The following is a 14,840-nucleotide window of genomic DNA, read 5'->3' as shown; positions in this document are numbered from 1 at the left end:
TAGAATAGGTGAATAAGCGTTGTGGCGAGCAGCCAAGCTCATAGTGAGCTTGGCTAAGGTGTGATGTGCGATTTATTCAATACCACGAAGTAGGGCGTTAACACCTACTTTTTCACGGGTTTGTTTATCAACTTTTTTGACGATGATCGCAGCATATAAGCTATGGCTGCCATCTTTGCTTGGTAGTGAGCCAGGCACAACAACTGAGCCTGCAGGGACGCGGCCATAGTGTACTTTTCCTGTCTCTCTGTCATAAATGCGTGTGCTTTGTGAAATGTACACGCCCATTGAAATAACGGCGCCTTCTTCGACAATCACGCCTTCGACGATTTCAGAGCGAGCACCGATAAAGCAGTTATCCTCAATGATGGTTGGATTCGCTTGTAATGGCTCTAAAACACCACCAATGCCTACGCCACCCGATAGATGAACATTCTTACCAATCTGAGCACATGAGCCAACGGTCGCCCACGTGTCGACCATAGTACCGTCATCAACATACGCACCGATGTTGGTGTATGAAGGCATCAGTACAACGTTTTTGCCGATATAGCTGCCCTTACGCGCCACCGCATTAGGGACTACACGCATGCCTTCTTGTTGGAATTGCTCTGGCGTGTAGTCTGCGAATTTTAACGGCACTTTATCGTAGTACTGGTTTGCGCCATCTGTAATTGGTTGGTTATCTCGAATACGAAAAGACAGTAGTACTGCTTTTTTTAACCACTGATGTACAACCCACTCACCAGAAATCTTCTCTGCCACACGTGCATCACCTTTATCAAGGCGTTCTAACACCTCGATAATTGCGTCTTTGACATGCGCTTCAACAGTGCTTGGCGTAATTGCATCTCGGTTGTCCCAAGCCTGTTCGATGATAGATTTTAAGTCTGCCATAGTATCCTCTATTATTGGCTGATCAGGCGTTGGCCGCCTCGTTATCAGCATTTAGTTTCTTCCTCAACGCTTGATGGATTTTAACTTGTTGTTCATCCGTCAACGCTTTGTATTCATTATTTGAGACTACGAAAAAGTCTTCAGCTCTCTCGCCAACAGTGGTGATCCTAGCCGCGTGTATATGCAATTGATGACGCTGAAATACTTCTGCAATCTTGGTTAATAAACCAGGAATATCAACTGCTTGTATTTCAATTAGACTGCGATCAGAACGGGCATGTGGACGCAAGACCACCTTGGGTTTGATATTGAAATCTTTAAATCGTTGTGAACGATTTTTCTTGATACGAATTTTCTTCTTCGGATCATGTAAGGTAATTTCTAATGCGCGACGAATGCCATTACAACGGCTTTGTGACAACGGCTCACCGTTTTCTTCTAGGATAACGAAACTAAAGAGTACGTAACCATCTTTGGTCGTCATAACCTGCGCATGTTGTATTTGTGCCTTTTTCGAGCCAATAACCGTTACCAGACGAGCAAATAGACCCGAGCTGTACGGGCTATAAGCGAAAACCTGAGTACCGCCGTGCATCGGCTGCACAGAAACATCGACACTGGCTTGGGTTAAATCCTCAGCCTCAAGTAGGTGCTCGCTGTGCCAAGAGATTTGCTGCTCACTAAATGCGGTAAAATAGTTTGCTTTGAGTCGTCCCCACAATAAATCGATGTGCGCCTCATCAAAACCATGGTTAATAAGGCGCTGTTTAGCTTGGTGCTTTTTGTCGCGAATTTGGTCGCGCATGTCCATCGGATTCTCAAGCCCTAAACGCAGTGCACGTTGAGTATGCAGATACAACTCGCGCAACAGCGTATTTTTCCAATCATTCCATAGGTTATCGTTGGTGGCACGAATATCAGCAACGGTTAGACAGTAAAGGTAATCGAGTTGACGCTCATTTTTAACCTTTGTGGCGAATTCATTAATTACATCAGGGTCGTTAATGTCTTTACGTTGCGCAGTGACCGACATCAGTAGGTGATTCTCAACGAGCCACGCAATGAGTTTGCCGTCAGAGGTCGGTAATTGATGTAGGCGAGCAAAGGCAAGCGCATCTACCGCACCTAGCTCAGAATGGTCGCCACCTCGGCCTTTGGCAATGTCGTGGAAAATGGCTGCTAGATACAGCAATTCAGGTTTATCCATGCGCGTTAAAATTTCGCTGCACAACGGAAACTCCTGAGCGCGGCTCTTGTCACCATATTGATATATGTTGTTAATTAACTTATGAGTGTGTTCATCCACCGTGTAAGCGTGGAACAAATCAAACTGCATTTGCCCAAAGATGTTACGCCATTGCGGTAGGTAAGCGGCGAGCATGCCGTGTTTGTGCATCAGAGTAAATGCGCGGCCCATGCCATTAGGATGTTTCACCAAGCGCATGAAGGCTTCACGACACCCCGCGTAATCTTGTAAGTCGCCTAATAAGCGGCGACGCACCTGACGCATTGTCCTGATGGTACTTGGATGAATATGCGTGATTTCAGGATTGTCAGCAATGTGCTCGAACAACACCAGTAGCTGATCACGGCGAAAAAACACTGAAGGGTTTTTTACGCGAATTTGATGACCAATGCGTTCAAAATTTCGATCTAACTCTACAACTTGTAACTCTTGGCTCTTAGGAATGATCGACTGCTCAAAGTTTGTCAGTAGCATCTGATTAAGTTCGCGTACACGACTCATAATCCGAAACAGGCGCTTCATCATGCGCTCGACTGATGCTTTACCATCGCTACCAAAACCGAGTATCTCCGCGGCATGGGGCTGATAATCGAACAATAAGCGATTTTCGTTACGACCTGCTGCTAAGTGAAGCGCAAATCGTATGTTCCACAGATTTTCCAAACACTCGAGTAACTCTTGGTATTCCTCATGGGTTAGATATCCATGATTAATTAACTCTTCGAGCGCTTCGGCTTGGAAGTGCTTTTTGGCCACCCAAATAATGGTTTGCAAATCACGCAGACCACCGGGGTTTTCTTTGATGTTTGGCTCTAGGTTGTAGGCGGTGCCGTGACACTTACGGTGACGAACGTCTTGTTCTTGACGTTTGGCAGTAAAAAATTCCGCAGAACCCCAAACTGGCGTCTGAATAATATGATCTTTGAGTTTTTCAAATTCGATGTGATTACCAAAGATAAGACGACTTTCAAGCAGGCTTGTGGCGAAACTGACGTCTTCACGCTTTTGTTCAATCGCCTGAGCTCTCGTGCGCACGCTGTGACCAATCTCAAGGTTGAGATCCCACAACCGCGTTACAAATTGGCCAATTTGCTCGCACACTTGTTCTGATGGGTCGTCATTGACCAGAAGTAAAAAATCAATATCAGAATAAGGATGTAATTCACCTCGACCGTAGCCGCCAACCGCGACTAAAGCGAGATCGGGGTTTTGAGCCAGTCCAAAGCTGTGAAATAACTTAATTAACAAGCGGTCAATGTATTCAGCGCGCGCTCGAATGAGTGAACCTACCGGCTGTTTATCAAATTGGTTATTCAGCCATTTGTAAAAATATTGACTACAGGCTTTGTACTCTTCCAATTCATTTGCCTGCTCAAGCAGGTCTTTTAATTTATTCGGTAGGGCCACTGCAATTTCCTTTAATTAGTTGTGCTCAATCACGCGGGGTAAGTCTTCATCACTGCGCAGAGTCAGTATTTCTACACCATTGTCGGTAACCAGTAGGGTGTGTTCCCATTGTGCAGACAAGCTGCGGTCCTTGGTGATTACCGTCCACTCGTCTTTGAGTAACTTACACTGGCGTTTACCCGCATTGACCATCGGCTCAATCGTTAAACACATACCGGCTTGCAGTGTTTCACCTGTACCAGGGCGGCCATAGTGCATTACTTGTGGTTCTTCATGGAATTCTTTACCAATACCATGACCACAGTACTCGCGTACAATTGAATAGCTAAAGCTTTCAGCATATTTTTGAATGGCTGCGCCAATATCACCCAGACGCACCCCTGGTTTCACCATTTTAATGGCAAGATACAGGCTTTCTTGTGTCACTTCGCACAGGCGTTTGCCTTGAATGCTTGGTTGGCCGACATGAAACATTTTTGATGTGTCACCATGATATCCATCTTTAATAACGGTAACGTCGATGTTAATGATGTCGCCGTCTTTTAGCGGCTTATCATTGGGAATACCGTGACAAATAACATGGTTCACTGATGTACAAATTGATTTCGGAAAGCCATGGTAATTAAGAGGCGCCGGGATAGCATCTTGCTCATTCACAATGTAGTCGTGGCAAATGGTGTTGAGCTCATCAGTGGTCACCCCAGGTTTAACATGTGGCCCGATCATCTCCAGTACCTCGGCAGCCAAACGGCCTGCTACGCGCATTTTTTCGATTTCTTCTGGGGTTTTGATCACTGCAGTCATTGATGCTCCAATTCGATTCTTTAAATGTAATTTGCGCACAAATTGTGTGCAAAAGATTGAGTCTTAGTCGCCAATATGGTATAAAGCGCGCCGTCTTTTTACAAATAAAATCATTTCACTTGTGTAAGCAAATGAAGATGATTTGTCTGTAACGAAGACAGAACCATTTAATATTAACACACACACATATCGACACATACACTTGGGTGCATGAAAGAATTTATTCTAACGTGTTGGTGCTATGGGATATGTGGAGGCTTAACCCAAACTTATATAGAGGAAAATACAATGGCAAACGTTTCAATGCGCGATATGCTAAAGGCGGGTGTACACTTCGGTCACCAGGCTCGTTACTGGAACCCTAAGATGAAGCCGTTCATCTTCGGTGCTCGTAACCGTGTTCACATCATCAACCTTGAGCAAACTGTACCTATGTTCAATGATGCACTTAGCTTCTTACAGAACGTAGCATCAAACAAAGGTAAAGTACTTTTCGTTGGTACTAAGCGCGCTGCAAGCGAAGCAGTAAAAGAAGCGGCAGTTAAATGTGACCAGTTCTACGTAAATCACCGTTGGTTAGGTGGTATGCTTACTAACTGGAAAACTGTTCGCCAGTCAATCAAGCGTCTTAAAGATCTTGAAACTCAAAGCCAAGACGGTACGTTTGAGAAGCTAACTAAGAAAGAAGCGTTAATGCTTACTCGTGAAATGGCTAAGCTTGAAAAGAGCCTTGGCGGTATCAAAGACATGGGCGGTCTTCCAGACGCACTTTTCGTTATCGATGCTGATCACGAGCACATTGCTATCAAAGAAGCGAACAACCTGGGCATTCCAGTAGTATCAATCGTTGATACTAACTCTAACCCAGACGGCGTTGACTACATCGTTCCTGGTAACGATGACGCGATCCGTGCTATCCAGCTTTACACTAACGCAGTTGCTACTGCTGTTACTGAAGGCCGTGAGAGCAACATCGCCGTTCAAGCTGAAAAAGACGATTTCGTCGCAGCTGAGTAATCGCGACTCGCTTATGATCAAGTCTTCATCCTGATGCGGTGAAGACTTGATATTCTTATTTCAAAGTGACACCTCGTCACTTGCTCTAAACATTGATTTGAGGAATTTCCCATGGCTGTAACTGCTGCCCTAGTTAAAGAATTACGTGAGCGCACTGGCGCTGGCATGATGGATTGTAAAAAAGCACTAACTGAAACTAACGGTGACATCGATCTAGCGATCGAAAACATGCGTAAGAGCGGTGCTGCTAAAGCTGCTAAAAAAGCAGGTAACATTGCTGCTGAAGGTACAATCCTTATCAAAGAAGGTAACGGTTTCGCTGCGCTTCTTGAAGTTAACTGTCAAACTGACTTCGTTGCTAAAGATGCAAACTTCCTAGGTTTTGCTAACCAAGTACTAGACGCTGCTGCTGAAACTAAAGCAGACATCGAAACGCTTAAAGCGCAATTCGAAGAAACGCGTGTTGCACTAGTTGCTAAAATCGGTGAGAACATGAACATCCGTCGCGTTGAATACATCGATGGCGACAAGCTAGCTTCATACCGTCACGGCGACCGTATCGGTGTTGTTGTAGTTGGTGAAGCTGACGAAGAGACGCTTAAGCACGTAGCAATGCACGTTGCTGCTTCAAAGCCAGAGTTCGTTAACCCTGAAGACGTACCAGCTGACGTTGTTGAGAAAGAAAAAGCAGTTCAAGTAGAAATCGCTATGAACGAAGGCAAGCCAGCTGAAATCGCTGAGAAGATGGTTGTTGGCCGCATGAAGAAGTTCACTGGTGAAATCTCACTTACTGGTCAAGCTTTCATCATGGAACCTAAGCAAACTGTTGGTGACATGCTTAAAGAGCGTGGCGCGTCAGTATCTGGTTTCATTCGCCTAGAAGTAGGTGAAGGTATCGAGAAGAAAGAAGAAGACTTCGCTGCTGAAGTAGCTGCACAAATCGCTGCTGCTAAAGGCGAGTAATACTCGATAGGTTAGAACATAACCATGCTGTGGCGATACACGGAACAAAGTGAATGGCAGAGTTTAAAGACTGAGCTGATTACTAAGCAAAGTGAGCAAAAGCGATGATTTGCTTTTGCGTCGTCCAGCAAAATTAATTAGAATAACCGCGCTCTTATGTACCCACATAGGCGCGGTTATTTTTTATCCACATTCGTTATTGGCCAGGAAAATATGAATATTAGTCGCAAACCTATTTTTAGACGTGTTCTACTTAAATTAAGTGGTGAAGCTTTAATGGGAGACGAGGGCTTCGGCATCGATCCTAAAGTACTCGATCGCATGGCTCAGGAAATTAAAGAGCTTGTAGAACTCGACGTAGAAGTGGGTTTAGTGATTGGTGGTGGTAACTTCTTGCGTGGTGGCTCGCTTGCAGAAGCAGGTATGAACCGCGTAGTAGGCGATCACATGGGTATGTTGGCAACTGTAATGAATGGTCTAGCAATGCGTGACGCGTTGCACCGTGCGTTTGTGAATGCGCGCTTGATGTCAGCTATTCCACTTAATGGTGTGTGTGACGCTTACAACTGGGCAGAAGCAATCAGCCTATTAAAGTCAGGCCGTGTGGTTATCTTCGCAGCAGGCACAGGTAACCCGTTCTTTACAACTGACTCGGCAGCATGCTTACGCGGTATCGAAATCGAAGCAGACACTGTAATCAAAGCAACAAAAGTAGACGGTGTATTCAGCGACGACCCAGTGAAGAACCCAGATGCAACGCTTTATCGCCATCTTGCCTATAATGAAGTAATTGAAAAAGAACTGAAAGTTATGGACTTAGCAGCCTTCACTTTGGCGCGCGACCATAAAATGCCAATCAGTGTCTTTAATATGAATAAACCTGGTGCGCTTAAGCGCGTCATCATGGGTGAAGAAGAGGGAACTCTTATTTCCTCAGAAGCCTCGAGTGAGACAAAATAAGTAGGATACTAGCGTGATTAACGATATTCAAAAAAGTGCGCAAGAGCGCATGCAAAAAAGTGTAGCAGCACTTGGTAGCCAACTGTCAAAAATTCGTACTGGTCGTGCTCACCCAGCATTACTAGACGGTATTACAGTTTCTTACTACGGTGCAGATACGCCGCTTAACCAAGTTGCAAACGTAACGATTGAAGATTCTCGCACACTTGCGATCAGCGTGTTCGATAAGTCTTTGGCACAAGCTGTAGAAAAAGCAATCATGACATCAGATTTGGGCCTTAACCCAGCTTCTGCGGGTACAGTGATCCGTGTACCACTTCCTCCGTTAACGGAAGAGCGTCGTAAAGATTTAATCAAGATTGTACGTGGTGAAGTTGAGAGCGGCCGTGTAGCGGTACGTAATATTCGTCGTGATGCTAACAGTGATATCAAAGGTCTGTTAAAAGACAAAGAAATCTCTGAAGATGAAGCACGCCAAGGCGAAGATGAAATTCAAAAGCTAACAGATAAGTACATCAAAGAAATGGACGCGCAACTAAGCGCTAAAGAAGAAGAGTTGATGGAAATCTAAATGCTTAATTTATGAGCAACTTGCTCATAAAATGCCATTAGGTTTGTAACGCCGTCTGGGGTATACTAGGCGGCGTTTTTTTGTGGATAATTTACGTTACATGGCTTTAAACGCAGAACATATTTCTAAAGAATTATTGCCCAAACATGTGGCAATCATCATGGATGGTAATGGTCGATGGGCTCAAGCTCAGGGGCACCCGCGTGTGTACGGCCATAAAAAAGGGGTTGATGCGGTTAGAGAGTCAGTGAAATTTTGCTCTAAGCTTGGAGTGAAATCGCTAACCTTGTTCGCTTTTAGCAGCGAGAATTGGCGTCGTCCAGAGGAAGAAGTGACCACCTTAATGGAGCTTTTTTTGATGGTACTTGGCCGTGAGGTTAAAAAGCTGCATAAAAATAACGTAAGATTATCTATTGTTGGCGACACTCGTCGCTTTTCACAAAAGCTACAAGAAAAGATTGCTGCAGCTGAAGAGCTAACAAGCGAAAACACTGGGTTACAGTTAAATATTGCTGCTAACTATGGTGGGCGTTGGGATATTGCCAATGCCGCAAAGCAGTTAGCCCTTGAGGTATCAGCAGGCGAATTATCAGCGGATGACATTGACGAGCAAACGCTGGCAAAGCATATTAGTCTACACGGTCAAAGTGAATTGGACCTTTTGATCCGCACCGGCGGAGACTTAAGGATCAGTAACTTTTTACTTTGGCAGGCTGCATATGCTGAACTGTATTTCACACCAACGCTGTGGCCTGACTTTAACGAGTCGGTGTTTGCAGAAGCGGTAGCCTGCTATGTATCGAGAGAACGTCGGTTCGGATGTACCGGCGAACAAATAAAAGAATTACTCTCTCCTGCTCAGCCCTAAGTTGAAGGTATAAGACTTGCTTAAACAACGAATTATTACGTCACTGATCCTGGCGCCATTGGCACTAGCATTAGTATTTTTGGCTCCTTTGGATTGGTTTAGTTACTGTGCTGGCGGTATTGTCTTATTGGGCGCCTATGAATGGTCGGCCTTAATGGGTATTTGCGACCGCGTGAAGCGTGTTGCTTATGTGCTGCTCATGGCTGTGTTAGTTGCGCTTATGCAATGGCACTGGCCTATTACAGAGCTGTGGGTCAATGGGCAACTGCGTGGTGACATCAATTATGTATTCACTCTTTCAGTCGCATGGTGGCTGGTCGCAACTGTACTTGTGGTACGTTATCCAAAATTCAGTGACGCATGGTCTCAGGGCTATGTGATGCGCGGCGTATCGGGTGTTTTGACACTTGCGCCGTTGTGGTTAGCGCTGTCAGTGCTTCGCAGTGCAAGTTACTCAGAGTCAGCGCAATTTGGTTCATTTCTTATTCTTGCCGTGCTTGGTATCGTTTGGTGCGCCGACATTGGTGCCTATTTCACGGGTAAAAGCATGGGCAAACATAAACTGATGCCTAAAGTGAGCCCTAATAAAACCATTGAAGGGTTTGCTGGTGGTTTAGTGAGCTCAGCAGTGTTTGTCGTAGCATTTTGTTACTTCAATGGTATTGAGTCATCCATGTGGGTACTTTATGCCCTGATGGCTATTGTTGTGGCCGCTTTTTCTGCTGTGGGTGATTTACTTGAAAGTATGTTCAAACGCCAAGCAGGAATGAAAGATAGCGGCAAGTGTCTACCAGGTCACGGTGGCATTTTAGATCGTATTGACAGCCTAACCGCTGCCGCACCAATTTTCGTGGTGTTTTACGCGTGGACCATGACGCTATGATGAAAAAGAGAGTCACGATTTTAGGCTCTACAGGTTCCATAGGTCAGAGCACATTGGATGTGATTGCTCGTAATCATGCTGATTATGAAGTGTTTGCGCTCGTAGCAGGACGAAACGTCGCGCAAATGGTTAAAGATTGCCAAACCTTCAACCCGCGTTATGCAACACTCTCGTGCGCCCAGTCTAATGCCGTGTTAAAAGAGCAATTAAGTGCTTTGAACCTCGCCACCAAGGTGATTGATTACGACACCGACATCGCTTTGGTATGTCAGCATGAAGATGTCGATACGGTTATGTCTGCAATTGTTGGTGCTGCGGGTCTAGTGCCAACGCTTAGCGCTATTGAAGCAGCTAAAACGGTGTTACTGGCGAACAAAGAATCGTTGGTGATGTCAGGGCAGTTGTTCATGGACAAAGTACGTCAACATGGCGCGACGTTGCTGCCTATAGACAGCGAGCACAATGCAATTTTTCAATGTATGCCTGAGGCAATCCGTGACCAACGTGCTCAACAGTTGTCACAGCATGGGGTAACAAAAATACTTCTCACAGGTTCTGGTGGACCGTTTCGAGAGCGTCCTCTGAATACCTTCCAAGACATCACGGTCGCAGAGGCTGTTGCTCATCCGAATTGGTCTATGGGTCAGAAAATATCCGTTGACTCTGCAACCATGATGAACAAAGGCCTTGAGTTCATAGAGGCAAAATGGTTATTCAATGCCAACACCCGTGATATCGAAGTGGTGATCCATCCGCAAAGTATGATCCATTCAATGGTGCAATATAGTGATGGCTCTGTCCTTGCACAAATGGGACAGCCAGATATGCGCACGCCTATTGCGCATGCATTAGCCTACCCGCAGCGAATTAACGCTGGGGTTGAGCCACTCAATTTTGCCGCGATGAAAGATTTTAGTTTTTATGCTCCCGATTTTGAGCGCTATCCGAACCTCAAGCTCGCAATTGACGCGTGCGAATTAGGCCAATCTGCAACCACGGTGGTCAATGCGGCAAATGAACAAGCAGTGGCGGCATTTTTGGCAGGTCAAATTAGTTTCAACGACATATATGCTGTTAATGCACAGACGTTAAGTGATATGACACTCAATTACAGTGATGATTTAGAGGGTATTTTGGCGTGCGATGCTGACGCTCGTTCACACGCACAGCAAATCATCCACGCGAGGGCTAAATGATGTTGGATTTTTTATTTAATCTTGGTTCATTCATTGTCGCACTGAGCATTCTTGTCACTATTCATGAATATGGCCATTTTTGGGTGGCACGAAAAGCAGGCGTCAAAGTGCTGCGTTTTTCTATTGGCTTTGGTAAGCCAATAATTCGATGGTATGACAAGCGTGGTACTGAATACGTTATCGCTATGATCCCCCTTGGTGGCTACGTCAAAATGCTCGACGAGCGTGTGGATGATGTTGACCCTCAAGAACGTCACTTATCGTTTAACTCCAAGTCTGTATATTCACGCATCGCCATTGTCAGTGCAGGGCCACTAGCCAACTTTTTATTTGCCATTGTGGCATTAGCGTTGATGTATGTGATTGGTGTGCAATCACCAAAGCCTATCGTAGGCGATGTGCAACCTCAGAGTCTGGCCGCTGCGGCGGGAATTAAAGCGGGCGATCAACTTATAGCCATTGGCTCACAAGAGACTCAAGACTGGCAAGAAGTGACTATCGCATTGGTGCAACATATTGGCGATGATAGCGTCAGTGTCAAAGTGCAAAGTGAATCAGGATCGCACAGTATTAGGTCATTAAGCCTGAGAAACTGGACTCTTGATGAGCGTGATGGTACACCGCTTAACTCCATTGGTATTACACCATTTAGGCCAGAAGTGACGTTAGCTTTAGCAATGGTTGCACCTGACTCTCCTGCACAAAACGCAGGCTTACAAAAAGGCGATGTTCTGCTTAGCGTTAATGGCGAGTTGATTAAATCGTGGCAGTCGTTGGTAGATATTATTGAGCGCTCCGCTAACACGCCGATGGACTTTTATATCATGCGCGGCAAAACGGGCATGGATGTGCGTGTGACCCCCGCAAACAAACCCAATGAAAATGGTTTTTCTCGTGGTTATCTTGGGGTTGTGCCACAAGTAGAAGCTTGGCCAGAAGAGGCGATATTGACGCGCAGTTACAACCCTCTAGAAGCTGTTGCCCTGGGCGCGGCTAAAACCTGGCAGATGGTGAGCGTTAGTTTTGAAATGATTGCAAACTTTATCACCGGTCAGGTGTCTATTAAGAACATTAGTGGACCTGTTGGCATTGCGGTTGGCGCTGGAACTAGCGTAAGCTACGGCTTCGTTGCGTTTTTGCAATTTTTAGCATGGATAAGCGTAAGTCTAGGGGTATTTAACTTGCTTCCGCTGCCTGTACTTGATGGCGGGCATTTAATGTATTACTTAATTGAACTTATTCGCAAAAAGCCAGTCTCTGAAAAGACACAAGAAATTGGTTTTCGAATTGGCGCAACGCTTCTTTTGGCGTTGACTGCATTCGCACTGCTAAACGACATTGGGCGCCTCGGATAACAACACGAGCAACTTAATCGTAACAACTGCGTGCAAATTGTACAGAATGCGTAAATAAACTGCTGTGTAAGCCAAGCAGCAATGATAAGATGGCCGTCACTTATGCAGTCGGTGGCCTATAAAGTATAACAGCCGTGCACATGTCGAACTCGTATTATGCGGTTGGGTAAAGACACTGTAGTAAAGGACAAAGATAATAAAATGGCTATAAAAAAACATTTGGCGGTAACTAGTTTATTAGGGGCAAGTTTTGCAGCTCTAGGCCAAGATTCCTTTATCGTAGAAGATTTAAAAGTAGAAGGTCTACAACGCGTAGCACTCGGTGCGGCGTTGACTCACATTCCTATTAATGTGGGCGATCAGATTGATACCTACACGGTATCTAGAACTATCAAAGCGCTATACAAATCGGGTCACTTTGATGACATCGAAGCCTACCGCGATGGCGATAAGGTTATTTTTAAAGTAACTGAGCGTCCAACCATCAGTTCAATTGAGTTCGATGGCAACAAAGATATCAAAGACGAGCAGTTGACAGATAGCTTGAATCAACAAGATATCCGCACGGGTGAACCTCTTGATCGCACTGTTCTTGAAAACGTTGAAAAGGGGTTGATTGAGTTCTTCCATAGTATCGGTAAGTACAATGCCACCTTGGATATTGAAATTACACGCCTTCCGCGTAACCGAGTTGCCGTCAAGTTTAACTTTGATGAGGGCGACGCAGCCTCAATTCGTCAGATCAATATTGTCGGTAATGAATTGTTCTCTGATGAAGAACTTTTAGGCCTCGTTGAGTCACAGCAAGACTTGCCGTGGTGGAAATTCATGTCGTCAGATCGTTATCAAAAGCAAACGATTGAAGGCGATTTAGAAAAAATCACCAGCTATTACCTAGACCGCGGTTACCTGCGTTTCAATATTGACTCAACTCAGGTGTCGGTAAGCCCAGAGCGCGAGTCTGTTTATGTTACTGCAAACGTCACTGAGGGCGAGCAGTACATGGTGAAGGGCTTTGACTTTATCGGTGATTTGCTTGGTCGAGAAGAGTTGATTAAGGCGGTTATTCCGCTTAAGTCTGGCGAGCTTTACAATGGCTCTGTGGTGACTTCTTCTGAAGAGTTTATAAAGAGCTACCTTGCGCGTTTTGGCTATGCCAACGCGGAAGTACGCACCATTCCTGAAATTGACGACGAAAACAAAGAAGTACAACTTACTTTGTCAGTTGACCCTGGTAAGCGTGTATACGTTCGTCGTATCGATATTTCTGGTAACCAAAACACCGCAGATGAAGTCATTCGTCGCGAAATGACTCAGCTTGAAGGTGCATGGTTATCAAATCAGAGCCTTGAGCGTTCTAAATTACAAATCCAACGTTTGCCGTATATGGAAACGGTTGAGTTTGAAGTAAACCCTGTTCCAGGTGTGGATGATGAAGTCGATGTCGGCTTTAGCGTTAAAGAGCAGTCTGCAGGTAGTTTTACAGCGGGCCTAGCCTATGGCTCATATTACGGTTTGCAGTTCAACATTGGTGTGAGCGAGCAAAACTTCCTAGGAAGTGGTAATCAGGTCGCATTTAATATTAATACTTCGCGCGGCTCTGAGAGTGTCAGCTTGTCTTACACAGACCCATACTTTACACCTGATGGGGTATCACAAGGGTCAAGTATCTTCTATCGTAACTATGATGCAAGTGCGTTTAGCTTGATTGACTACAAATCAAAAAGTTACGGTTTAGGCACTAACATTGGTTTCCCAATTAATGCGGTAAACCGTTTGAACTTCGGTGTTCGTTGGATTGAAGAAGAGCTCTCTGATCTTGCTGAATATGAACAAACACGTGTATTGCGTGAGACCTTCTTGGACCCACAAAATCCAGATGCAGGGTTTGAATTTACTAAGTTTGAACTGAGCGCTGCGTGGTCTCGTGTAACGGTAAACCGTGGTATGTTCCCAACGGCAGGCTCGCGTCAATCATTGAGTCTACAAGCAACGACTCCAAACTCAGACCTGACGTACTTCAAGGTTAACTATAACTCACGTTTCTATTGGCCTTTGAGTGATAATCACCGTTGGGTGTTCTCTACACGAGCGGCACTGGGATATGGTAATGGTTATGGTGAAACAAATGGTTATGACCAAGTGTTGCCAGTGCAAGAGTTCTTCCGTATAACAGAGCAAGAACTGCGCGGCTTTGATAGAAATACCATCTTGCCACGTGCTGTGTTGCGTTCTCCGCAGTCTATCCCAGGCACTACTTTGCCTGATGGCTCACCTGTAGGAGGAATTGGTGGTGCAGAAGAGTTTGACCAATTACAGCTTGCAGGTCGCATTGGTGGTAACGCCAAAGCAGTTGCCGGTATGGAATTGATTGTACCAACGCCATTTTTAGATGAAGAGAACACGTCATCTGTTCGTACGAGTTTCTTTGTTGATGCGGCTAACGTATGGGATACTGAATTCAACGTTGACCGTTATCAAAATTTACAGCCTGATGTGCGTGCGCGCTTGGATGATTATTCAGACCCAAGTCGCTTTAGGGTCTCAACTGGTTTATCAATCCAGTGGATCTCGCCTATGGGGCCGATGCTAATTAGTTTTGCGTATCCGTTGAAAGAACAAGAAGAGGATGAAACCAAAACAATTAGCTTTAATATCAGTAACACTTTCTAA

Annotated in this window: 12 protein-coding genes; 9 read left to right on the top strand and 3 right to left on the bottom strand. The window is 45.2% G+C overall.

Features of this window, described 5'->3' with window-relative positions:
• Positions 1-72 precede the first annotated feature (72 nt).
• The 3 genes from dapD to map are packed head-to-tail and all read right to left on the bottom strand — an operon-like array spanning position 73 to position 4,354.
• Positions 73-897 carry a 2,3,4,5-tetrahydropyridine-2,6-dicarboxylate N-succinyltransferase gene (gene dapD, locus AAEU32_RS00665; RefSeq protein ID WP_421968617.1) on the bottom strand — a complete coding sequence of 275 codons (825 nt, stop codon included), beginning with the start codon at positions 895-897 and terminating at the stop codon, positions 73-75.
• A 22-nt stretch (positions 898-919) separates the two neighbouring features.
• Positions 920-3,550, bottom strand: a complete 2,631-nt coding sequence (gene glnD, locus AAEU32_RS00660; protein WP_421968616.1) for a [protein-PII] uridylyltransferase — start codon at positions 3,548-3,550, stop codon at positions 920-922.
• A 15-nt stretch (positions 3,551-3,565) separates the two neighbouring features.
• A complete protein-coding gene (gene map, locus AAEU32_RS00655) occupies positions 3,566-4,354 on the bottom strand; it encodes a type I methionyl aminopeptidase (protein ID WP_421968615.1) in 789 nt (262 codons plus the stop codon).
• A gap of 288 nt (positions 4,355-4,642) precedes the next feature.
• On the opposite strand from map, the gene rpsB reads away from it, so the two are divergent.
• The 9 genes from rpsB (at position 4,643) to bamA (ending at position 14,840) form a co-directional block, all read left to right on the top strand.
• The gene (rpsB, locus tag AAEU32_RS00650; protein ID WP_421968614.1) at positions 4,643-5,371 is read left to right on the top strand and encodes a 30S ribosomal protein S2; all 729 of its coding nucleotides are present in this window, start codon (positions 4,643-4,645) and stop codon (positions 5,369-5,371) included.
• A gap of 111 nt (positions 5,372-5,482) precedes the next feature.
• Positions 5,483-6,334, top strand: a complete 852-nt coding sequence (gene tsf, locus AAEU32_RS00645; protein WP_421968613.1) for a translation elongation factor Ts — start codon at positions 5,483-5,485, stop codon at positions 6,332-6,334.
• A gap of 213 nt (positions 6,335-6,547) precedes the next feature.
• On the top strand, positions 6,548-7,294 hold the full coding sequence (pyrH, locus tag AAEU32_RS00640) for a UMP kinase (RefSeq protein WP_421968612.1): 747 nt from the start codon (positions 6,548-6,550) through the stop codon (positions 7,292-7,294).
• Positions 7,295-7,307: 13 nt separating this feature from the next.
• Positions 7,308-7,865 carry a ribosome recycling factor gene (gene frr / locus AAEU32_RS00635; RefSeq protein WP_421968611.1) on the top strand — a complete coding sequence of 186 codons (558 nt, stop codon included), beginning with the start codon at positions 7,308-7,310 and terminating at the stop codon, positions 7,863-7,865.
• Between the two features lie 100 nt (positions 7,866-7,965).
• Positions 7,966-8,733: a polyprenyl diphosphate synthase gene (gene uppS / locus AAEU32_RS00630; protein WP_421968610.1), complete on the top strand. Its 768-nt coding sequence runs from the start codon at positions 7,966-7,968 to the stop codon at positions 8,731-8,733.
• A 16-nt stretch (positions 8,734-8,749) separates the two neighbouring features.
• Positions 8,750-9,616 carry a phosphatidate cytidylyltransferase gene (locus tag AAEU32_RS00625; protein ID WP_421968609.1) on the top strand — a complete coding sequence of 289 codons (867 nt, stop codon included), beginning with the start codon at positions 8,750-8,752 and terminating at the stop codon, positions 9,614-9,616.
• Complete coding sequence (gene ispC / locus AAEU32_RS00620) at positions 9,613-10,812, top strand: 1-deoxy-D-xylulose-5-phosphate reductoisomerase (protein ID WP_421968608.1); 1,200 nt, start codon at positions 9,613-9,615, stop codon at positions 10,810-10,812. Before AAEU32_RS00625 ends, ispC begins: the two co-directional genes overlap by 4 nt.
• Positions 10,812-12,167 carry a sigma E protease regulator RseP gene (rseP, locus tag AAEU32_RS00615; RefSeq protein WP_421969040.1) on the top strand — a complete coding sequence of 452 codons (1,356 nt, stop codon included), beginning with the start codon at positions 10,812-10,814 and terminating at the stop codon, positions 12,165-12,167. The genes ispC and rseP overlap by 1 nt, the downstream gene beginning before the upstream one ends.
• Before the next feature lie 201 nt (positions 12,168-12,368).
• Positions 12,369-14,840, top strand: coding sequence for an outer membrane protein assembly factor BamA (gene bamA, locus AAEU32_RS00610; protein ID WP_421968607.1), 2,472 nt, complete (start codon positions 12,369-12,371; stop codon positions 14,838-14,840).

Source organism: Pseudoalteromonas maris (assembly GCF_049257235.1).
Lineage (GTDB): Bacteria > Pseudomonadota > Gammaproteobacteria > Enterobacterales > Alteromonadaceae > Pseudoalteromonas.
Note: the sequence above shows the minus strand (reverse complement) of the source record. Positions and strands in the feature narration are given on the sequence as shown.